The sequence below is a fragment of the Rhizobium sp. IY2 genome, from assembly GCF_047532935.1.
GTDB lineage: Bacteria > Pseudomonadota > Alphaproteobacteria > Rhizobiales > Rhizobiaceae > Rhizobium > Rhizobium anhuiense.
Genome location: NZ_JBLKNU010000014.1, coordinates 75,353 through 94,863 on the forward strand (window position 1 = coordinate 75,353; position 19,511 = coordinate 94,863).

The 19,511-nt window shown below is 61.8% G+C and carries 21 protein-coding genes; 11 read left to right on the forward strand and 10 right to left on the reverse strand.

All coding sequences use genetic code 11. The features are described 5' to 3' along the window. Positions 1–128: 128 nt before the first annotated feature. From ACMUVN_RS30165 to argE, 3 genes are read right to left on the reverse strand one after another with little or no spacing between them, the layout of a single operon-like run. Positions 129–482 (reverse strand): cupin domain-containing protein, encoded by a 354-nt coding sequence (locus ACMUVN_RS30165; protein WP_028755635.1) that lies wholly within the window; start codon positions 480–482, stop codon positions 129–131. Positions 483–507: 25 nt separating this feature from the next. Beyond that, on the reverse strand, positions 508–1,431 hold the full coding sequence (locus ACMUVN_RS30170; protein ID WP_132575038.1) for a 2-hydroxyacid dehydrogenase: 924 nt from the start codon (positions 1,429–1,431) through the stop codon (positions 508–510). Between the two features lie 25 nt (positions 1,432–1,456). Continuing rightward, complete coding sequence (argE, locus tag ACMUVN_RS30175) at positions 1,457–2,578, reverse strand: acetylornithine deacetylase (protein ID WP_132575036.1); 1,122 nt, start codon at positions 2,576–2,578, stop codon at positions 1,457–1,459. A 266-nt stretch (positions 2,579–2,844) separates the two neighbouring features. Here argE and ACMUVN_RS30180 point away from each other — a divergent pair, with 266 nt between their 5' ends. Further along, positions 2,845–3,765, forward strand: coding sequence for a GNAT family N-acetyltransferase (locus ACMUVN_RS30180; protein WP_049810850.1), 921 nt, complete (start codon positions 2,845–2,847; stop codon positions 3,763–3,765). A 143-nt stretch (positions 3,766–3,908) separates the two neighbouring features. Here ACMUVN_RS30180 and ACMUVN_RS30185 read toward each other — a convergent pair whose 3' ends face one another. Further along, a complete protein-coding gene (locus ACMUVN_RS30185; protein ID WP_028755639.1) occupies positions 3,909–4,109 on the reverse strand; it encodes a hypothetical protein in 201 nt (66 codons plus the stop codon). Positions 4,110–4,481: 372 nt separating this feature from the next. Next, positions 4,482–4,793, reverse strand: coding sequence for a hypothetical protein (locus tag ACMUVN_RS30190; protein WP_028755640.1), 312 nt, complete (start codon positions 4,791–4,793; stop codon positions 4,482–4,484). Positions 4,794–5,052: 259 nt separating this feature from the next. On the opposite strand from ACMUVN_RS30190, the gene ACMUVN_RS30195 reads away from it, so the two are divergent. Next, a complete protein-coding gene (locus ACMUVN_RS30195) occupies positions 5,053–5,958 on the forward strand; it encodes a LysR substrate-binding domain-containing protein (RefSeq protein WP_028755641.1) in 906 nt (301 codons plus the stop codon). A gap of 57 nt (positions 5,959–6,015) precedes the next feature. Beyond that, positions 6,016–7,143 (forward strand): HPP family protein, encoded by a 1,128-nt coding sequence (locus ACMUVN_RS30200; RefSeq protein ID WP_028755642.1) that lies wholly within the window; start codon positions 6,016–6,018, stop codon positions 7,141–7,143. 27 nt (positions 7,144–7,170) lie between these two features. Here the strand turns inward: ACMUVN_RS30200 and ACMUVN_RS30205 are convergent, their stop codons facing one another. The 4 genes from ACMUVN_RS30205 to ACMUVN_RS30220 all read right to left on the reverse strand — a co-directional run bounded on the left by ACMUVN_RS30205 (position 7,171) and on the right by ACMUVN_RS30220 (position 12,016). Further along, positions 7,171–8,451: a sensor domain-containing diguanylate cyclase gene (locus tag ACMUVN_RS30205; protein ID WP_049810851.1), complete on the reverse strand. Its 1,281-nt coding sequence runs from the start codon at positions 8,449–8,451 to the stop codon at positions 7,171–7,173. Between the two features lie 158 nt (positions 8,452–8,609). Beyond that, entirely contained in the window at positions 8,610–9,302 is a 693-nt protein-coding gene (locus ACMUVN_RS30210) for a GntR family transcriptional regulator (protein ID WP_373289188.1), read from the reverse strand. 34 nt (positions 9,303–9,336) lie between these two features. After that, positions 9,337–10,002 (reverse strand): GntR family transcriptional regulator, encoded by a 666-nt coding sequence (locus ACMUVN_RS30215; RefSeq protein WP_028757405.1) that lies wholly within the window; start codon positions 10,000–10,002, stop codon positions 9,337–9,339. Positions 10,003–10,126: 124 nt separating this feature from the next. Continuing rightward, the gene (locus tag ACMUVN_RS30220) at positions 10,127–12,016 is read right to left on the reverse strand and encodes a bifunctional sugar phosphate isomerase/epimerase/4-hydroxyphenylpyruvate dioxygenase family protein (protein WP_183906063.1); all 1,890 of its coding nucleotides are present in this window, start codon (positions 12,014–12,016) and stop codon (positions 10,127–10,129) included. Between the two features lie 214 nt (positions 12,017–12,230). Here ACMUVN_RS30220 and ACMUVN_RS30225 point away from each other — a divergent pair, with 214 nt between their 5' ends. From ACMUVN_RS30225 to aroQ, 8 genes are all read left to right on the forward strand, one after another. Beyond that, the gene (locus ACMUVN_RS30225; RefSeq protein ID WP_028755647.1) at positions 12,231–13,061 is read left to right on the forward strand and encodes a transporter substrate-binding domain-containing protein; all 831 of its coding nucleotides are present in this window, start codon (positions 12,231–12,233) and stop codon (positions 13,059–13,061) included. A gap of 107 nt (positions 13,062–13,168) precedes the next feature. Beyond that, entirely contained in the window at positions 13,169–13,612 is a 444-nt protein-coding gene (locus ACMUVN_RS30230) for a type II 3-dehydroquinate dehydratase (protein ID WP_097545033.1), read from the forward strand. A gap of 16 nt (positions 13,613–13,628) precedes the next feature. Next, the gene (locus ACMUVN_RS30235) at positions 13,629–14,297 is read left to right on the forward strand and encodes an amino acid ABC transporter permease (protein ID WP_028757714.1); all 669 of its coding nucleotides are present in this window, start codon (positions 13,629–13,631) and stop codon (positions 14,295–14,297) included. Between the two features lie 9 nt (positions 14,298–14,306). After that, positions 14,307–14,948 (forward strand): amino acid ABC transporter permease, encoded by a 642-nt coding sequence (locus ACMUVN_RS30240; RefSeq protein WP_028755650.1) that lies wholly within the window; start codon positions 14,307–14,309, stop codon positions 14,946–14,948. Positions 14,949–15,040: 92 nt separating this feature from the next. Continuing rightward, positions 15,041–15,772 (forward strand): amino acid ABC transporter ATP-binding protein, encoded by a 732-nt coding sequence (locus ACMUVN_RS30245; protein WP_049810853.1) that lies wholly within the window; start codon positions 15,041–15,043, stop codon positions 15,770–15,772. Positions 15,773–15,931: 159 nt separating this feature from the next. Continuing rightward, entirely contained in the window at positions 15,932–16,759 is an 828-nt protein-coding gene (locus ACMUVN_RS30250) for a shikimate dehydrogenase family protein (protein ID WP_097545034.1), read from the forward strand. A gap of 32 nt (positions 16,760–16,791) precedes the next feature. Then, positions 16,792–17,838, forward strand: coding sequence for a Gfo/Idh/MocA family protein (locus ACMUVN_RS30255; protein ID WP_210304329.1), 1,047 nt, complete (start codon positions 16,792–16,794; stop codon positions 17,836–17,838). Between the two features lie 55 nt (positions 17,839–17,893). After that, on the forward strand, positions 17,894–18,349 hold the full coding sequence (aroQ, locus tag ACMUVN_RS30260) for a type II 3-dehydroquinate dehydratase (RefSeq protein WP_028755654.1): 456 nt from the start codon (positions 17,894–17,896) through the stop codon (positions 18,347–18,349). Positions 18,350–18,503: 154 nt separating this feature from the next. On the opposite strand, the gene ACMUVN_RS30265 is transcribed toward aroQ, so the two are convergent. Next, positions 18,504–19,433 (reverse strand): electron transfer flavoprotein subunit alpha/FixB family protein, encoded by a 930-nt coding sequence (locus ACMUVN_RS30265; RefSeq protein WP_414815871.1) that lies wholly within the window; start codon positions 19,431–19,433, stop codon positions 18,504–18,506. Positions 19,434–19,511 lie beyond the last annotated feature (78 nt).

Here is a 19,511-nt window from a genome sequence, read left to right on the forward strand (position 1 = left end):
CATGTCCTCGGGGTGGGCTGAGGCAAGCCTAACCGGGGAAAGCGAGCAGCATTCATCGACCGGCGATGCCGCAGCGGCGAAAAATTGCGTTTTCGCCGCTGCGGCCAGTCAAATCTACGGCGTCGGCATCATGACACGGTCACGTAGATCTTGCGCACCGTCTCGATCGTCTTCCAGACGCCGACGAAGCCGGGCTTCATGACGAAGCTGTCGCCGGCTCTGTAGACCACCGGTTCGCCACCTTCCGGGGTGATCTCGATCAGGCCGGAAAGGATATGGCAGAACTCGAACGTCTCTCCCTTGATCGAGCGCGTCTCGCCGGGGGTGGCTTCCCACACGCCGCTATGAACCGTCTCGCCGCGGGCGACGTCCTGCGCCCAGGTCTTGAAGGCCGGGTTACCGGAGATCAGCCGTTCGGGCAGCGGGCCGGACTCGCGCGGCGTGGAGGTCGGGTTGGTGTCGATCGTCTTGAGAAGGGACATGATTTTGCTTTCCTGGGTTAAGAATTCAGTAGCCGCGGCTGCGATCGATCAGTCCGATCGGGTCGAGGCCCGCCTGATAGCGTTTGATGTTGCCGATCACGGCTGCTGAGGCGGTTTCGGCTTGGGTGACGCTCGCAATGTGCGGCGTCAGCAGGATCTTCGGGTGGCTCCAGAAGGCGTGGTCGGCGGGAAGCGGCTCCGGCTCGGTGACGTCGATAACGGCGCCGGAGAGATGCCCGGCGTCGAGTGCGGCGACGAGTGCCCGATGGTCGAGCTGAGCGCCGCGACCGACATGGACGAGCGCCGCACCAGCCGGCATCCTGGCGAAGAGGCCGGCATTCAGGAAGCCGCGCGTCTCGTCCGTCAGCGGTAGCAGGCAGACAAGAATATCGGTGGTATCAAGCAGAGTATCGAGGCCGTCCCGACCGCTCAGGCATCGGATGCCGTCGATCTCGCGCGGGCTGCGGCTCCAGCCCGAAAGTGGAAAGCCGAAGGGTAGCAAGCGTTCGAGCACGGCGGTTCCGAGCATGCCGAGCCCGAGCACGCCGATGCGGCGGTTCGAGGCCTGCACCGGCGCGACCGCCTGCCAGGTCCGGCGCCGCTGCTGGTCGAGATAGGTCGGCAGGTCGCGATGGAGCGCAAGTACGGAAAGCGTCACATATTCCTGCATCATCCTGATGATGCCGTCCTCGACCATGCGCACCACCTTCACCGACGTAGGCACGGCATCGATGCGGAACTGGTCGATCCCGGCACCAATCGAAAAGAGGATTTCGAGATTGCGGTAGCGCGCGAGATCATCCGGCAGGGTCCAGGTGATGAGATAACGCACGGCCTCGGCTTCGACCGACTTGGGATCCATGGAGAAGGCGATGTCCGGCAGTTCGCGCGCGAAGGCTTCGGCGAAGATGGCGCCGCGCTTCGCGTCTGAATTGAAGAGAAAGGTCATTGCGTCGGCTCCTTGATCTCGTGCTTCAGGCGCAGCGGCGGCCGAGCGCCTCGACCATCGCCTGGCAGGCGAGCAGTTCACCGGCACGGATGAATTCATCCGGCTTGTGGGCGCGGCCGATGTCGCCCGGTCCGCAGATGATCGCATCGATGCCGGCGCGCTGGAAAAGCCCGGCCTCCGTGCCGTAGCTGACGGCGGCGAGCGGCTCGATGCCGGTCAGTTCGCCAAGCAGCGCCGCAAGCGGCGCGTCGGCGGCAAGCGACAACGCCGGATAGGCGCTGAGTTCGCGCCATTCTACTTGGAAACCACGCTGCGACAGCGTCTCGGCCGATGCTCGCAACGGCGCTAGCAGCGTTGCCGGATCGACGCGGGAAATGGCCCGCGCTTCGAACTCGGCCTCGCAAATGTCGGGAATGATATTGACCGCTTGGCCGCCCTTCAGCGTGCCGACCTGAAGGGAGGAGTAGGGCGGTTCGAAAACATCTTCGAACGGCCCGGAGGTCAGCCGGTCGGCTTCGGCGCTGGCGCAAACCAAAACGCTGGTGATGGCATGGATCGCATTCAGCCCCTGATCCGGGCGCGAGGAGTGGCCTGCCCGGCCTCTGACCGTCAGCCGGGCGGCGGCCTTGCCCTTATGGGCGCGGATTGCCCGCATGCCGCTCGGCTCGCCGATGATCGCTCCAAGCGGAGTTGCGCAGAGCTCCGGCAGGCGGGCGATCATATGCGGCGCGCCGCGGCAGCCGGCCTCCTCGTCATACGAAAAGGCAAGGTGGATGGGCCGGCGAAGCGGCATGGCCGCAAACGCCGGGACGGCGGCGAGCACGGCGGCCAGGAAGCCCTTCATGTCGGTGGCGCCGCGACCGTAGAAGCGGTCCGCTTCGGCCCGCAGGCGGAACGGATCGCTGGTCCAGCCGCCTTCGGCGGCGGGGACCACGTCCATATGGCCCGAGAGGATATAACCCGGCGTTTCCTTCGGGCCGATCGTGGCGAAGAGGTTCGACCGGTCGCCCTCCGGACCGGGAAGCTCCGTGACAACAACGCCGTGGCTTTCCAGGTAGTGCCGGATCCATGCGACGATCTCGGTGTTCGGCGTGCCGACGACCGAGGGAAAGCCGACGAGCCTTTCGAGAATTTCAATTGCCTGCATGGGATTCTTCACAGCGCGGCGGGATTTTTGGGGTGCTTGTAACTGGGCTGACGGGAGGCGACATTCCGGGTCCTCACGGTGAACGGCGATTGGCGGCCGATCCGGGCCTGGTCAATGACTCTAAAGGCAGGCGCAGGCGTTATTTGCCGAATGCGCATCGGGATTTGGTCGATTGTTGTGTTTGCGCGCGCTTCCCCAGTGAATTGTATCGAACAATCTGTTCTAGTCTGGTCACAGAAGTTTCCGAGCGCAGGCTGGGCGAGACAATGCGGCAGGAGGGCCGGGTGAGTGAACTGACATCCGAATCCAGGATCGTCGACAGTTTCGAGATGCGCCTTGCCGGGATCGACAGCGTCGATCTCGACAAACTGCATGCGCTTTCGATGACCGTCGCCTGGCCGCATCGCGCCGAAGACTGGCAATTCATGCGTGAGTTCGGCGAGGGCGTCGTGGCGATCGATGAAATCGGCCGCATTCTCGGCTCCGCGATGTGGTTTCCCTATGATGCGCAATTTGCCACGGTCGGTATGGTCATCACCTCGCCGCGCCTGCAAACCAACGGTGCCGGGCAATGGCTGATGGGCCACGTGCTGGATCAGGTCGCCGGGCGCCACCTAGGGCTGAACGCGACGCGTGCCGCGCGACGTCTCTATCGTTCCCTGAATTTCATTCGGGAGGCATCTGTCTTTCAATGCCAGGGCGAAGCGATATCGCCGCCGGATGTGGAGCCGCCGCCCGGCGCCGTGATACGGGCAGTCGAGGCTGGAGATCTGGACGCGATTGCGCAATTGGATTGCGTGGCCTTCGGCACGGAACGCAAGCTGCTCCTGGCCCGGCTCATGGCTAATTCCAAGGGTATCGTGTTGAGCCGCGCCGGCAGGATCGAGGCTTTCTCGCTTTGCCGGCGGTTCGGGCGCGGCCATGTCATCGGTCCGGTCGTGGCGGGCAACGATGCGGACGCGATCGCCGTCATCCGTCCGCACGCGGGCGAGCATAGGGGGGCGTTCCTGCGCCTCGACACACGCGAAAAGGGCGGAACGTTTTCCGATTTCCTCTCCCGCTGCGGTCTTTCGGTCTACGACATCGTCACGACCATGTCGTTCGGTGGCCCATGGCTCCCGCATCCGGAACGTCAGGCAGCGCATGCGCCGAAAACCTATGCGCTCGTCAGCCAGGCGCTCGGGTGATTTAGAGCCTTTCCGGGTTAGCTTGCAGCATTCTGCCGGAGCAGGTTTTCGTCAGGGCAACGGGGGCTGCGACGCGCGCCGTCCGGTCGACCATCCGACTCCGTTTGAGCCAACAGAATGCTGCAAGCTAACCCGGAAAGGCTCTAAGCGCCGGGACAGACGGGCATGTCGGTCAGAGCCTGCCGGCGTTCGAATTCCGGCCGGAACGAACGATATTGCCAGAAACCCTCTGGGCCTTGCCTCCGGTACACGGTTTCGAGCCAGAATATCGTATCGTCGATCGGCAAGACGGGATGCCACGCATACCATTCCGACCAAATTTTTCCTGCCGGATCGCTGTCCATGATCGCCGCTCGCCTCCTCACCGACGCAATTCGAACATCCTCACGGCACGGGAGCCGCTGGTCTCGATTTCCTGGAGTCGAGATCGACACCGATCGTGAGAGGTCTGATTTCTGCTTCCTGCGATCCCAGCGTGCCCCGGAAAATGTTCTATGATGGAGAATAACAGTGAGGAAATATTCTTCAATAGAGATCATTTTCCCGTATTGCGCGAAGTCTTCCTTATCGCCCGTCGGGAGATGTTTCAGGTTGCAGGATGTGGCTGCGTTGACGAATGATTTTCGTCGATGGATGCAAGCTCGATTGGGCGTCGACACCGGCGATCAGCCGCCGTGTTCCGTGACCCCTGATCTGTTTGGGTGATGGTTGGATGCTCAGCCGATCGAACGCAGCCCGAGATAGGCCGCCAGACTGACGGCGGAAAGGGCGATCGTCAGCTTGGGTCTCGCGTCGTCAAACATTGCGGCCAGTAAAAGGCCGAGCATCAGAATGACGGATTTTGCCCAAAGATCCTGGTCGGAGACGGTGAAAGCGATCGCTGCCAGAAAGACGGCACTTGCGACGACTGTTACAGGGGCGGACTTCTCGGCGAGATCGCCGCCGGCGAAATACGGCAGCAGAAAACGCCGCATGCTCAAGCCTGAAGCGACGCTCAGAAGAAGACAGGTCAAGACAAGGTGCAACATGAGGTCGTCGCCGATCGATCTGCAGATAGGTTTGCGGATGCAAACCGTGTGCCAAGCTCAAACCCTCAAAACGTCGTCCGACAGAGGCAATGTCGTAGGTTGCATGGCTATTTCCGCGGCGACCCGACCCTTTTTTCGGCAATCGCTTGCCTGCCGGCTTGCGTTTTTTTGTCCGGTGCCGAAACCGGCTTGAGCAATGTCGATGATTTTTATATAGAGAATTATCTCTAGCCTTAATTCCGAAAACGAGATCCTTTCATTGGACCTTTCGTCGATCGACATATTCCTCGCCGTCGCCAGCGACCGCAGCGTTACCAAGGCCGCCAAGGCTGTGGGGCGGGTGCCGTCGAACGTAACGACGCGCATCCAGCAATTGGAGGAGGACCTCGGCGTTTCCCTCTTCAGCCGCGATGGCAAGAAGATGACCCTGACGCGGGAGGGCGAGACGTTTCTTTCCTATGCCAACCGGCTCAAGGCGCTGGCGCTGGAAGCGCGCCAGGCTGTGCGGCCTCTCGCCCCATCGGGGACGTTGCGGGTCGGCACCATGGAGAGCACGGCGGCAAGCAGGCTGCCGGCGGCACTGACGCAATTCAACCAGATGTGGCCCGATGTATCGCTGCATCTGACGATGGGGGCGTCCCGCGATCTGACCCACGATGTTCTCTCCGATGTGCTGGATTGCGCGCTGATTGCCCGCCTGCCGAAGGCGATGCGTGAGGAAGACTCGGGCTTCGATGCCGAACTCAAGGCCCTGGAGATGGAGCCGGTCTTTGTCGAGGACCTGTTGATCGTACTGCCATCAGGCCATCCCGCCATCAAATCCGCCGCCGACCTGCGTGTCGGGGCGCTCGCCGCTTTGGAGCCCGGCTGCACCTATCGCCGGATCGCCGAAAACTGGGTGCGCAAATCGAGCGCCCTGCCGACCAGCGAGCTCGGCTCCTACCACGCGATTCTGGCAAGCGTTGCGACCGGCAATACGGCCGGCGTCATGCCGAGATCCGTTCTCGATCTGATGCACTGGCCGACGTCTGCCCAGACTTACCAGCTGGGACCTGTCGAGACGCTGCTCGTCTACCGCAGGAATGACCGCCCGAGCGCGTTCCATGCGTTCCACGAAGTGCTCAGCGCGACAAAGGGCAGAGATATCAGACTGGCAGCAAACTAACTCGCACCTGCTCTCCCTTCATCCGCCAGATAATCCTCGTTCGAAATTGGTCTTGTCATGCAGTTTCCCGTTTCCCCGAAGGTGGGACCGAGCCGCTTCCGCCGCTTCCGTCTGTTTTCACCGATCCTGGCCGGTGCGACCTTGCGGGAGCGATTGATCGCATGCCTCGGCGCTTTGCTGGCCATTGGTCTGACCGGCGTCATCAGCGGCTATCTGTTCGGGCAGGGGCCGCATCTGCCACTGATCGTCGCGCCGATGGGGGCGTCCGCGGTGCTTCTTTTCGCGGTGCCGGCAAGCCCGCTGGCGCAGCCATGGTCGATCATCGGCGGCAATACGATTTCAGCGCTGATGGGGATTGTGGCCGCCTATTTCATTCGTGATCCGATCATCGCGACCGGTGTCGGCGTTTCGCTTGCGATCGGCGCAATGTCCTTCACGCGCTGCCTTCACCCTCCGGGAGGAGCCGCGGCCCTGACCGCCGTGCTCGGTGGTCCTGTCGTTGCCGGCTGGGGCTTCCTCTTTCCCTTCGTGCCCGTCGCTTTGAACTCCTGCATTCTCGTCGGCCTTGGCCTGCTGTTCCACAAGCTTTCCAAGCGGAATTATCCGCACGTCGTTCTCAAGGCGGAGAACACCCATCAGACGATCGACCTGCCATCGGCCGCGCGGGTAGGGTTCCGCGAGGAGGACGTCGATGCGGCTCTCGTAGCGCTCGACGAAACCTTCGATATCGACCGGGCAGACCTCGGCCGACTGCTGCAGCAGGTCGAGCTGCAGGCGGCCATCCGCTCGAACGGCAAGATCAGCTGTGCCGATATCATGTCGCGTGACGTGATCGCCATCGGGGAAACGTCGGAACCGGATGCCGCGCGTCACCTTCTCTTGAAGCATAATATCCGCACCCTGCCGGTGAAGGACCCGGAGGGCCGTCTCATCGGCACCGTCGGTTTGCGGGAATTGTCCGGAAGTACCGAGACGATCGCGCACGCGATCTCGATGCCGGCGGTGGCGAGACCTTCGGATGCCGCTCTTTCACTGTTGCCTGTGCTGACCGACGGGCGCACACATGCCGTCATCGTCGTTGATGACGATTACCGAATCCTCGGCCTGATATCGCAGACGGATCTCCTGAGCGCCGTGGCGCGATTGCTGCCGAACGACAGCGCGCCGGTTCCGGTTGTGGCCTGAGAAAGCCGTCGGCGTCATGCGCCGGCATTACGCGCCTGGCAAATCCGCTTTATGCCGCGCCACCCGATTGCGGCCCGCCTGTTTGGCGAGATAAAGCGCCGCATCGGCCTGGCGCTGGAGTTCCTCTACCGAAATTGCCTGACTGTTCGGCGCGTGAGTGGCCACTCCGATGCTGAGGGTGACGTAGGGAGCGACGCGGGATGCGGGGTTCGGAAGGGAGGCGGCTTCAACCCGCTTGCGAATATTGTCGGCGACGGCAACCGCCTCCTCACCATCCAGTCCAGGAAGCAGGACAAGAAATTCTTCGCCGCCATAACGGGCCACGTGATCGCGACCGTGCCTCACGCTGCTCTGAATAATGCCGGCGACCTTCACCAGACAGCGATCACCCTCGGCGTGCCCAAGGCTGTCATTCAGGTTCTTGAACTGATCGATGTCGCACATCAGCAAGGAAGCGCCTTCGGGACAGGGCTCGTCGATGCCCCAGAGGCGATTGAGCATCTCCATCATCCAGCGCCGGTTGGCGATGCCGGTCAGGGGATCGGTTCTCGCAAGCAACTCGAGGCGCGCATTTGCGTCGGCCAGTTCCGCCACGCGGCTTCGGTCCCGAAGTTCGAGAAGGAAGGCCTTCTGGGCCAGGATCGTCATCGTGCGTCGCGCCACGACGGTTGCAACGACACCACTTGCAAAAAACAGCGTCGCAGCCACGGCGCTTCCCAAGTCAAGCCCCGGATTATGAAGCTGGAAAAACAGATAGAGACCGAGCGCCGATGCTGCGATCATCACCGTCCAGGCCATCGGGACGGCGAAGATGATCATCGCGGTAATCGCCACGACCAGCATGATGTTCAAATGCCGCTCATAAAACGCGCCACCGGCGCTGACGCCCACCAGGGCGACCGAGAGCAGGATGAAGAACATGCCGGCGATCAGAGAGAGCCCCTGCAGCCAGGATGCGCGCGGTTTTCGCCAGACGAAGGCGGTGGCCAGGGCTGCGGGCGGAAGGATGCAGGCGGGCAAGAGCATCGACAGCACGATCGGCAGTGGAAGCAGGATGGCGTTGAGGCCCAAGGTCACGCCATCAAGCAAAGCGACCCAGATCATCCAGGCGCGAATGATCTTGGCCGCCTGCGACCACGAACGTTTCCGAAAAAGTCCGTGAAGCTCGCCTTCCAGGCGGATGTCGCGTGTGCGGCCCGCCAGAAGGCGCTCGACCTCCGCCATGACAGCTGGACTTCGCACCTGAAGCGGCGTCCGCGTGGATGCGCTCGCCGGGTTCATCGAAACTGCGTTCTCCTGAACGTCCATCTGAGCGGATTTAGTGGAGCATCTCCCGCAGGCAAGAACAATGAAGCTTCAGACCGTGTTTCCTTGCGCCCCAAAGTTGTCGAAATGATCGGTTTGCATCGATGTGGCACACATCGCTCTTGATCATCTCCAAGGCCGGTACCGGGTTGTAGGCGGCTTTAGAAAATCTTGCTGCTCTTCAGGACATGCTCCACGCCGCTTTGAACGTGCTGCCTTAGAACAGCCTTTGCACCTTCGCCATCCCTGCCCAGCGCGAGCTCGAACAGCAGCTTGTGATCGTCGACGACCGCCTTGCCGCGGAAGCTCTCGGCCAGCAGGTGATAGCGAAGGAAGCGGTCGAAGACCGAGGAAAGGCTCGCCATCAACGTCGCCGAATTGCAGGCAGAAACGATCGCCTGGTGAAATTCCCAGTCGTAGCGCACCCAATCGATCGTGCGCGAGGCATCACCAGAGAGCAGCCGGCGCTCCGCAGCCGCGAGCTTGTGATGCGCGGCGACGATCCGGCCTTCCCATTCCAGATCGCCGGCCGCAAATGCAAGGTCCATCGCATGGGTCTCCAGCACGATGCGCAGATCGGCGAGTTCCATCAATTCCTGGCGTGAGGCGGGACTGACCTCGAAGCCCCGTTGCCCTTCGGCGATTACCAGATTTTCTGTCGTGAGGCGGCTCAGGATCTCGCGCAGCGACGACACGCTGATCGAATAACGCTCCTTGGCCTGCTCGAGCTTTATCTTGGTGCCGGGCGGCAATATGCCGACGATGATATCCTGCCTCACCTGGCGAAAGACCACGTCACTGATGGTTTCGCCTGTTTCGCCCGATCGCTCGAGCACGGCTTCTCCTGATTTCACTTCCGTTCTCCGCGATTCATGGTTCGAGCCGTCTCTACCGCAATGCGTTGCGGGCGAGTGCATGTTCCACGCCGTCCTCGATGTGGACGGTCAGGACCTGCTTCGCCATCTGCTGGTCCCGCCTCAAGGCAGCATCCAGAAGCTGCTGGTGTTCCTTAGCCGCGATTTCGCCGCGATAGGACAATGCGACCATCTGATAGCGCAGATATTTGTCGAACACGACGGAATGCATTTCCATCAGAAGCTTCGACCCGCAGGCGGAGATCAGCGCCTGATGGAATTCCCAATCATATCGCTTCCAGTCTTCCGCCTGGCCGGTATCGCCGGTGGCCATCACCCGCTCCATGCGCGACAGCTTGTAGTGAGCAGAAACCAAGCGGGCTTCCCATTCCACGTCACCGTATTCGAAGGACTGTTCGAGCGCGTGGGTTTCCAGCAGCAGACGAAGCGCCGCAATCTCCCTGAGATCGGTGGCCGACACGGGCGAAACCTCGAAGCCGCGCTGCCCTTCGGCAACCACCAGGCCTTCGGACGAGAGCCGGTTCAGAATTTCCCGCAGGGTGCTGACGCTGGTTTCGTATGTTTCTTTGAGGCTTTCCAGTTTCAGCTTCTGCGCCGGCGCCAGGCGGCCGAATATGATATCCGCACGAATGCGCCGGTAGCTGCTTTCCGCGACGGTTTCATTGGTTGTATTCAGCAACTTCGATTCTTCTCTGACATTTTTTCGATCCTCCTATATAATTGGCTATCCTCGTCACATTCAATCGCGCGTGAGTGCCTGCGGAAACTAATTTTTCTCATAGGATCGCGGTAACGCGAGTTATTTACATTTTCGGCAATCCTTCCGGCCGCATCAGCTTCTTCAGGGCGGCGATACGGAAGATGGCGTTCGGTGCGCCGTAACCGCGATAGTTCCGCCGCTCGACGATCTCGAAGAAGAAGCCCTCGCCATAGGTGCCGCTGTAGAGCTGGAAATATTCGCCGTGTTCGTCGCGGTCGTAGAGAATGTTTTCCGCCTTCAGCCGCTCGGTCAGCTCGGGGTCCAGGCCGAAGCGGGCTTCGACATCACCATAATAGTTCGGCGAGATGTGCAGCGGCCGGAAGCCGTTTTTGCGAAGTGCTTCGGCGGTGGCGAAGATATCATTGGTATCGAAAGCGAGATGCTGGATGCCCGATCCGAATGTTTCCGCGATGAAATGCCCGGCGAGTGTCCGGCGGTTTTCCGCGCCGTTCAGGGTGATGCGCAGCGAACCCGATGCGTTCTCGACCACCTGGCTGCGGACCACGCCGGCCGGATCGATAATATCGACCATCGGCGTTTTATGGGTCTCGAAGATCGAACTATAGAAAAGCAGCCAGGTCAGCATTTCGTCATAGGCCACGGTCTGGGCGACGTGGTCGATCCTGAGCAGATGCGCAGGCACAATTTCAGCCTCGTCTTCGACGGGCATGAAGTCGATTTCGGAGAAGCGGCCGAGATCGCTTTGGTCATCAAGCAGATAGATCAATCCACCGCCGACACCGCGTATCGCCGGGATTTCGACTTCACCGGCGGCGACCGGCTGGCTGAATGGCTCGGCGTCAAGCGCCACGGCCCGCGCGAAAGCCTGTTTCGCATCGTCCACGATCAGCGCCATCGCATAGGCCGAGGTGCCGTGGACGGCAAACGACGCGTTGGTGAAACCCTTTTCCTCGGTATTGACGATGAGGCGGATGTCGCCCTGCTGGAAAATGCTGACTTTCTTCGAACGATGCGCCGCCGTCTTGCGGAAGCCGAGCGTGCGCAGGATCCCGATGAGATCGGCAGCATCTTCCTCGTCGGTGGAGAATTCCACGAAACCGACGCCCCTGACCGTCGCCCGGTCCGGCATGGAGGCAACGCTGAGAGTTTCCGTGCCGGGAGCCCGGCGTACCTGGTCGCCGAGATAAATCAGCGAGCGATGGCCGTCTGCCGCGATCGAGCGCGCCTGCCCGCCGCGGAACTGGTCGTTGAAGATTTCCAGCGAGAAATAGCCGTCATAACCGGTCGCGGCGACGGCGGCGGTAAAGGCCGTGACCGGCAGGTCGCCTTCGCCCGGCATATTGCGGAAATGCCGGCTCCAGTAGAGCAGGTCCATGTCGATCAACGGCGCATCGGCGAGTTGCACGATGAAGATCTTGTCCTTCGGGATGGAGCGGATCGAATTGATGTCGATCTTCCGTGACAGCGTGTGAAAGCTGTCGAGGATCAGGCCGACATTCGGATGGTCGGCCCGCCGGACGATCTCCCACGCGTCGCGATGGTCGTTGACATGGCGGCCCCAGGCGAGCGCTTCGTAACCGATCCTCAGGCCGCGCTTCGCCGCCCGCTCTCCGAGGTCGTAAAAATCCGCCGCAGCGCGATCGACGCCGCCGAGGGAGACCGGCGAGACGTTGGAGCAGACCAGCACAAGATCGGTGCCGAGTTCCTGCATCACATCGAACTTGCGCTCCGCCCTGTCGAAGGTTCTCTGCCGGTGGGAGGCCGGCATGCCCTCGAAATCGCGGAAAGGTTGGAACAGGGTGATTTCCAGCCCGTGATCGCGCACCATCTTTCCCACATCGGCAGGACTGCCATCGAAGGCCAGGAAGTCGTTCTCGAAGATTTCGACACCGCCAAAACCGGCCTTGGCGATTGCCTCCAATTTTTCGGGCAGCTCGCCGCTGATTGAAACCGTCGCTATCGAAGTCTTCATCCCAGTCTTCCTCTTTTTGGAAAGCCGTTTCCACACCTGCTGGCGCAGATTGATTTCATAATTTAAGCCTGGATTTCCATGTCGAAATCGATTTTATCATATATTATCGAAAAACTCTGTTGATTTAAAGATGCTCCCATGGCAGTTTTGCATGGTCGTCAGCAAACGGAGTGCTGACAGGGTCCCCATGGGATCATGAGAGGAGGAGCACGAAATGTTCGAATTGAAAGTGAAGCGCCGTCACGCGTTGTTTGGAGCGGCAGCGCTTGTGGCCGCGTTTTCCATGGCGCAGCCCGCTGCCGCCGTCACGCCCGCCGAGATCAAGGCAAAGGGCAAGCTGGTCGTCGGCATCCAGGGCGACAACCCGCCGTGGGGCTTCGTCACCAGCGCCGGCAAGCAGGATGGCCTCGACGCCGACATCGCGACGCTGTTCGCCAAGGAGCTCGGCGTTGAAGTTGAATTCGTCCCGCTCGAAGTCAATAACCGCATTCCGGCGCTGACCACAGGCCGCGTCGACGTGCTCTTCGCGACCATGGCCATGCTGCCCGATCGCGCCAAGGCCGTGCAGTTCAGCAAGCCTTACGCTGCCAATGCGATCGTGTTGATCGGTCCGAAGGACAAGTCGATCAAGACCAATGAAGATATGGCTAATCTGACGATCGGCGTCGCCAAGGGCGCAGCCCAGGACACCCAGGTCACCAAGAACGCGCCGGCGACGGCAACCATCCGCCGTTACGACGGTGATGCGCCGAGCATCCAGGCTCTCGCATCCGGCCAGGTCGAGGCTCTGGGGGGCAATATTTTCTATATGGACCGCGTGGAGAAAGCCGTTCCCGGCAAGTTCGAGAACAAGCTCGAATTCCAGAAGCTCTACAACGGCGCCTGCACCCGTCTCGGCGAGAAAGAGCTCAACGCCGAGCTGAACACCTTCATCGACAAGATCAAGGCCAATGGCGAACTCAAGAAGGTCTACGACAAGTGGATGAAGGTCCCGGTTCCGGAATTCCCGGCGAGCCTGGAAGGCATTCCGTTCACCGTGAACTGATCCGCGGTTCTCGGCCGCACTGACCACTTGCAAGGCGGCATCCGCACGACGCGATGCCTGCGCCGGTGCTGTGCAATGCACGGTACCGGTGCACCTGGAGCTTGAAAATGAGCAACACGATCTTTGTCCTGAACGGGCCGAATCTCAACCTTCTCGGCGAGCGCGAACCTTCGGTCTACGGCACGACCACACTTGCCGACATCCGGGACCGGTGCCATGCCAAGGCCGGCGCGCTCGGTTTTGTCGTGGATTTTCGACAGACCAATTTCGAGGGCGAACTGGTCGAGTCCGTGCATCACGCGCGCAAGGAAGCCTGTGGCATCATCATCAACCCCGCCGGATACACCTTCACGTCGGTCGCCCTGCTGGATGCGCTGAAGACATTCGATGGGCCGAAGATCGAGCTCCATATCTCGAACGTGCATGCCCGCGAAAGCATCTATCACAATTCGCTGATCTCCCGCACCGCGACCGGCATCATGATCGGCTTCGGCGCCCGAGGCTACGAGTTGGCCATCGAGGCGATGGCCGGAATGGCGAAGGCATCCTGATCTCCAGGGAAGAACCATGAACTACACATTGGATTTCACCCCCGTTATCGATGGCCTGCCCGATCTCCTGGCCGCCTGTCTCGGCACCTTCCTGCTTGCCATCTCAGGCATGATCCTGGCCATTATCATCGGCATCGGCGGCGTGGTGCTCCGCCAGTCCCGTTTCAAGCCGGTCCGCTGGCTGGTGATCGCTTTCATCGAGATCATCCGCAACACGCCGTTCCTGGTGCAGATCTTCTTCATCTATTTCGCCCTGCCGCTGGCAGGCGTGCGGCTGGATCCGACGCCGACGGCAATCATCGCGCTCGGCATCAATGGCGGTGCCTACGCGATCGAGATCATTCGCGGCGGCGTGCAATCGATCTCCAAGGGGCAGGTGGAGGCAGGGCTGGCGCTCGGCCTGCACAAGGCCCAGGTCTTCCGCCTGATCGTCCTGAAGCCGGCGCTTCGGGCAATCTTCCCGTCGCTGACCAGCCAGTTCGTGCTGCTGACGCTGTCCACCAGCATCGCGTCGGCGATCTCGGCCTATGAGCTGACCTCCGTCTCCCAGCGGATCGAGTCCGACAGTTTCCGCAGCTTCGAGGTCTATTTCACCGTGACGGCGTTCTACCTCGTCATTTCCTGGCTGATGATGCGTCTCTTCGCGTTCTTCTCGGCCCGCTACTTCAGCTATCCGGTCAAGTGAGGGCGCTTCATGGGTCGCGATGAATTTTTCTTCCTGCTCCTCGGCCTGAAATGGACGGTCGCCCTGTCGGCCGTCGGGTTCGTCTGTGGCGGCATCGCCGGGCTCGGCATAGCGCTGGCGAGGACGTCGGGCATCCGGTCGATCGAGCGGATCACCGCCGGCTACATCGCCGTCTTCCAGGGCACGCCCCTGCTGATGCAGCTCTTCGTCGTTTACTATGGCCTGGCTCTCATCGGCATCAGGCTCGACGCCTGGGCCGCTGTTTCCGTCGGGTTGACGCTGCATGCAAGCGCCTATCTCGGCGAGATCTGGCGCGGCTCGATCGAGGCGGTTCCGCGCGGCCAGACGGAGGCGGCCAAGGCGCTTGCCCTCAGCTATGTCTGGCGGATGAAGAATGTCATCCTGCCGCAAGCGCTGCGCATCTCGCTTCCGGCAACGATCGGCTTCCTCGTCCAGCTCATCAAGGGCACATCGCTTGCGTCGATCGTCGGTTTCACGGAGCTGACCCGCGCCGGCAACATCGTTTCCAACCAGATCTTCCAGCCGCTGACGGTCTTTGCCGTGGTCGGCGCCCTGTACTTCCTGATGTGCTGCCCCCTGACGATCTACGGCGCACGTCTCGAGCGCAGGTTTGCGGCATCGGCGCGGTAGGCAACGGTCATGACGCGCAGGCCTCCCACAATTTCTGAAGACGGAGTTTATCGATGAGCGACCGCTCGACTACGGCAAATGCCGCTGAGATGATGATTACGATGGCGGGCGTCGAGAAGTGGTATGGCGCCTTCCAGGCGCTTCACAACATCGACATCTCGGTGCGTAAAGGCGAGAAGATCGTCCTGTGCGGACCATCCGGCAGCGGCAAGTCGACGCTGATCCGCTGCATCAATCACCTGGAGACATACGAGAAGGGTGAAATCCGCGTCGGCGGCATCCTTCTCGGGCATCAGTCGAAGACGATCGATGCGGTGCGCCGTGAGGTGGGCATGGTCTTCCAGCAGTTCAATCTCTTTCCGCACCTGACGGTGCTGCAGAACTGCATGCTGGCGCCGATGAAGGCGCTCAGGCTCGGCAAGGCGGAAGCCGAGGCGAGGGCCCGGCAGTTGCTTGAGCGTGTCAAGATTTCCGAGCAGGCGGAGAAATATCCCGCCCAGCTTTCCGGCGGCCAACAGCAGCGTGTCGCAATCGCCCGGGCGCTTTGCATGCGACCCAAGGTGATGCTCTTCGACGAGCCGACATCGGCGCTCGATCCGGAAATGGTCAAGGAAGTGCTGGACACGATGATCGACCTCGCCAGGGAAGGCATGACGATGATCTGCGTCACCCATGAAATGGGTTTTGCCCGGCAGGTCGCCGACCGCGTCATCTTCATGGCGAGCGGGGCGATCGTCGAGGAGGCGTCGCCGGTCGAGTTCTTTTCCAACCCGAAACACGAGCGCACGCGGAAGTTCCTGGGCGAAATCCTCGGCAGGCACTGACGTGTCGCGGATCTCAGCGCAATGCCTGCCGGCGCCGCGTCATGTCGCGCCGCCCTCACGAAAACAGCCTTTGCCCAGCCGGTTGGCCGGCCGGGCGTTCGAAGCCGCCCAAGGTGCTCCCATGCCGCAGCCAAAGCGAAATCCAGAAGGTTCAAGCCGATGATCAGCGGCACCACGAAGCTCATCGCGCATCTCGGCTATCCCACGCATTCGTTCAAGGCCCCACTGATCTACAATCCCTATTTTGAAAAGAACGACATCGATGCGGTCGTGGTCCCGATGGGATGCCGGCCGGAAGACTATCCGGCGTTCCTGAAACTGGTCTTCCGGCTTTCCAACATCCACGGCGCGCTCGTGACCATGCCGCACAAGATTTCCACCATGGCCTTGCTCGGCGAAGTCTCGAAGAGCGCCCAGGTGGCCGGCGCCTGCAACGCGGTGCGGCTCGGCCCAAACGGCACGCTGATCGGCGATATGTTCGACGGCGAAGGCTTCGTGCGCGGCGTGCTGCGCCGCGGCCGCCAGGTTCGCGGCAGCCGGGCGATGATGATCGGCGCGGGCGGCGTCGGCTCGGCGATCGCCGCCTCGCTCGCGCAGGCAGAGATTGCCGAACTCGCGCTCTATGACGCCCATGTGCCGATGATGAACGGCCTGGCCGACCGGCTCCGTCTCCACTATCCCACTCTCAAGGTAACGACCGGTTCGGCCGATCCCGCCGGCTACGATATCGTCGTCAATGCGACGCCGCTCGGGATGAACGACAACGACCCCCTGCCGCTTGACGTGTCGCGCATCTCGCCCTCCGCATTCGTGGGGGAGGTGGTGCTGAAGCAGGAGATAACGCCCTTCCTGGCCGCGGTGCGGGCGCGCGGTTGTGAATTCCAGGTGGGGGTCGACATGCTGTTCGAGCAGATCCCCGCCTATCTCGAGTTTTTCGGCTTTCCGACGACCACCGCAGAAGAACTTCGGGCGATCGCCAAGGTGTGAGGCGGTCTGCCCTTAAGCAAGGAGCGAATTTCGTGTCCCAGAAAATTGTGCTGATGGGAGCAGGGCTGATCGGGCGGGAGCATGCCGCGCTGCTGCGCGCCAATCCCCGCGTCGAACTGGTCGGCGTCGCCGACGTTTCCGAGGCGGCGAAAGCCGTTTCCGACGAGTTCGGCGCGCGGTATTTCACCGACATTGGCGAAATGCTCGATCGCATGAGACCGGACGGCGCCATCATCGCCCTGCCGAACGCCCTGCACGTGGAAGCGGCGCTCGCCTGCGTCGAGCGCAATATTCCCTGCCTTGTGGAAAAACCGATCGCCGACTCGCTCGATGCTGCGATGCGGCTCGTCGCGGCGGCCGAGAAGGCTGATGTGCCGGTGTTGATCGGCCACCAGCGACGCCACAGTCCCGATATCGCCAAGGCTCGTCAGATCGTGGCCGACGGCATCCTCGGCCGGTTGGTCGCGGTCAACGCCATGTGGATGACGGACAAGCCGGCGGCCTATTTCGACGCGGCATGGCGCCGTGAGCCAGGCGGCGGGCCGCTGCTCATCAACCTCATCCACGACATCGATTGCCTGCGCTTCATCTGCGGCGATATCGACGAGGTCATGGCGTTCACCTCCAACGCCGTTCGATCGTTCGAGGTCGAGGATACGGCGAGCGTCAGCGTTCGCTTCGCAGGCGGCGCCCTCGGGACGCTTCTGATGAGCGACACGGCGGTGTCGCCGTTCAATTGGGATACAGCGGCCGGACAGGCGCTCTATTTCCCGCACCAGCCTGAAAATTCCTACCATCTCGCCGGCACGAAGGCCGCATTGTCGATCCCGTGCATGGATGTCTGGCGACACGAGACCGAAGCCGGCCACTGGCAGCATCCCCTGGTGCGCCAGCACATCACGCTCGACGGCAGCCGCGCTTACGAAAACCAGCTCAACCATTTCGTCGATGTCATCGAAAGCAAGGCCGAGCCGCTCACTTCCGCCCGGGATGGCGCGATGACACTTGCCACCGTGCTGGCAATCGCCCGGGCCGGCCGGGAGAACCGCACCATCGCCGTTTCGGAAATGCTGGCCTGAACCTGCTTCGAGCGCCCGGCGATGACACGGCTCCAAACATGACAAGGACTCGAGCATGAGCACTATCTACGTTCTCAACGGACCGAATCTGAACCTCCTCGGCAAGCGCCAGCCGCATATCTACGGGCATGAGACGCTTGCCGACGTGGAGAGGGACTGCCGCCGGGTGGCGGACGAACTCGGGCACCAGATCCGCTTTCACCAGAGCAATCGCGAATACGAGATTATCGACTGGATCCATGAGGCGCGCGAGGACGGCGCCGGCATCGTCATCAACCCCGCGGCCTTCACCCACACCTCGGTCGCCATCCTCGATGCGCTCAACACGTTCGAGCAGCCGGTGATCGAGGTGCACATTTCGAACGTCCATAAACGCGAGAGCTTCCGGCACCATTCCTACGTGTCGCTACGCGCCGACGGCGTTATCGCCGGTCTCGGCACGGAGGGGTACCAGCTGGCGATCCGCCGTATCGCCACGTTGATCAAAATGTCAGGCCCAAGTGCAGTTTAGCGCCTCCAAGTCGCCTGTTTTCTGTTGCGGCATAGGTTGTCGCCGACAGTGTTCGAATGCAGCCTGCGACCAGCCGGCGCTCCCCTGTGGTCGGAGGCGGATCATGCGGAGGTGAGCGCGACGTTGTGTTTGGCTTGCCGCGCCTCCACGCTGTTCAGAGCGCCTTTTGCAATTCCGGCAGGACGTCGAAGAGATCGGCGACCAGTCCGTAGTCGGCGACCTGGAAGATCGGCGCCTCCTCGTCCTTGTTGATGGCGACGATCACCTTACTATCCTTCATCCCGGCCAGATGCTGGATGGCGCCTGATATGCCGCAGGCGATATAGAGCTGCGGCGCCACCACCTTGCCGGTCTGGCCGACCTGCCAGTCGTTGGGCGCATAACCGGCATCGACGGCCGCGCGGCTTGCCCCGACGGCAGCCCCGAGCTTGTCGGCGAGCGGCAGGATGACCTCCCGGAATTTTTCCGCCGAACCCAGCGCCCGGCCGCCGGAGATGATGATCTTCGCCGAGGTCAGCTCCGGACGATCGGAGGCCGACAGCGCATCGGCGACGAAGCGCGACAGAGCGGGATCGGAAACCGCTGCAACCGTCTCGATCGGCGCGGAGCCGCCTTCGGCTGCAGAGGCGAAGGAGGCGGTGCGCACGGTGATGACCTTCTTGGTATCGGTTGCCTGCACCGTCTGGATGGCATTGCCGGCATAGATCGGCCGCTTGAAGGTATCGGCAGAGATCACCTCGATGATCTCGGAGACCTGGGCGACATCGAGCAGGGCAGCGACGCGCGGCAGCACATTCTTGCCGACCGAGGTGGCGGCCGAGAGGATCGTGTCGTAGCTGCCGGCCAGCGAGACGATCAGCTCGGCCAGCGGTTCGGCCAGGTTGTTGGCCAGCGCGTCGTTTTCGGCCAGCAGCACCTTGGAGACGCCGGCAAGCTTGGCAGCCGCATCGGCAGCAGCCTTTGCGCCCTTGCCGGCGACCAGCACATGCACGTCGCCGCCGATCTTGGTTGCGGCCGTCAGCGCCTTGGCGGTCTGGTCGGAAAGGCTTGCATTGTCGTGGTCAGCCAGAAGAAGAATGGTCATGATGAGGGCTCCCTGGTTCTGGCTTAAAGCACGCCGGCTTCGTTCTTGAGCTTGTCGACCAGCTCGGCGACCGACTTG

What these genes read in the sequence shown, in the direction of transcription:
- ACMUVN_RS30250 (WP_097545034.1), top strand. Translation starts at nt 15,932, where the DNA reads ATGATCAGCGGCACCACGAAGCTCATCGCGCATCTCGGCTATCCCACG.
- ACMUVN_RS30180 (WP_049810850.1), top strand. Translation starts at nt 2,845, where the DNA reads ATGCGGCAGGAGGGCCGGGTGAGTGAACTGACATCCGAATCCAGGATC.
- ACMUVN_RS30265 (WP_414815871.1), bottom strand. Translation starts at nt 19,433, where the DNA reads ATGACCATTCTTCTTCTGGCTGACCACGACAATGCAAGCCTTTCCGAC.
- ACMUVN_RS30245 (WP_049810853.1), top strand. Translation starts at nt 15,041, where the DNA reads ATGATTACGATGGCGGGCGTCGAGAAGTGGTATGGCGCCTTCCAGGCG.
- ACMUVN_RS30205 (WP_049810851.1), bottom strand. Translation starts at nt 8,451, where the DNA reads ATGGACGTTCAGGAGAACGCAGTTTCGATGAACCCGGCGAGCGCATCC.
- ACMUVN_RS30235 (WP_028757714.1), top strand. Translation starts at nt 13,629, where the DNA reads ATGAACTACACATTGGATTTCACCCCCGTTATCGATGGCCTGCCCGAT.
- ACMUVN_RS30240 (WP_028755650.1), top strand. Translation starts at nt 14,307, where the DNA reads ATGGGTCGCGATGAATTTTTCTTCCTGCTCCTCGGCCTGAAATGGACG.
- ACMUVN_RS30230 (WP_097545033.1), top strand. Translation starts at nt 13,169, where the DNA reads ATGAGCAACACGATCTTTGTCCTGAACGGGCCGAATCTCAACCTTCTC.
- ACMUVN_RS30220 (WP_183906063.1), bottom strand. Translation starts at nt 12,016, where the DNA reads ATGAAGACTTCGATAGCGACGGTTTCAATCAGCGGCGAGCTGCCCGAA.
- ACMUVN_RS30200 (WP_028755642.1), top strand. Translation starts at nt 6,016, where the DNA reads ATGCAGTTTCCCGTTTCCCCGAAGGTGGGACCGAGCCGCTTCCGCCGC.
- aroQ (WP_028755654.1), top strand. Translation starts at nt 17,894, where the DNA reads ATGAGCACTATCTACGTTCTCAACGGACCGAATCTGAACCTCCTCGGC.
- ACMUVN_RS30185 (WP_028755639.1), bottom strand. Translation starts at nt 4,109, where the DNA reads ATGGACAGCGATCCGGCAGGAAAAATTTGGTCGGAATGGTATGCGTGG.
- ACMUVN_RS30190 (WP_028755640.1), bottom strand. Translation starts at nt 4,793, where the DNA reads ATGTTGCACCTTGTCTTGACCTGTCTTCTTCTGAGCGTCGCTTCAGGC.
- ACMUVN_RS30225 (WP_028755647.1), top strand. Translation starts at nt 12,231, where the DNA reads ATGTTCGAATTGAAAGTGAAGCGCCGTCACGCGTTGTTTGGAGCGGCA.
- ACMUVN_RS30165 (WP_028755635.1), bottom strand. Translation starts at nt 482, where the DNA reads ATGTCCCTTCTCAAGACGATCGACACCAACCCGACCTCCACGCCGCGC.
- argE (WP_132575036.1), bottom strand. Translation starts at nt 2,578, where the DNA reads ATGCAGGCAATTGAAATTCTCGAAAGGCTCGTCGGCTTTCCCTCGGTC.
- ACMUVN_RS30170 (WP_132575038.1), bottom strand. Translation starts at nt 1,431, where the DNA reads ATGACCTTTCTCTTCAATTCAGACGCGAAGCGCGGCGCCATCTTCGCC.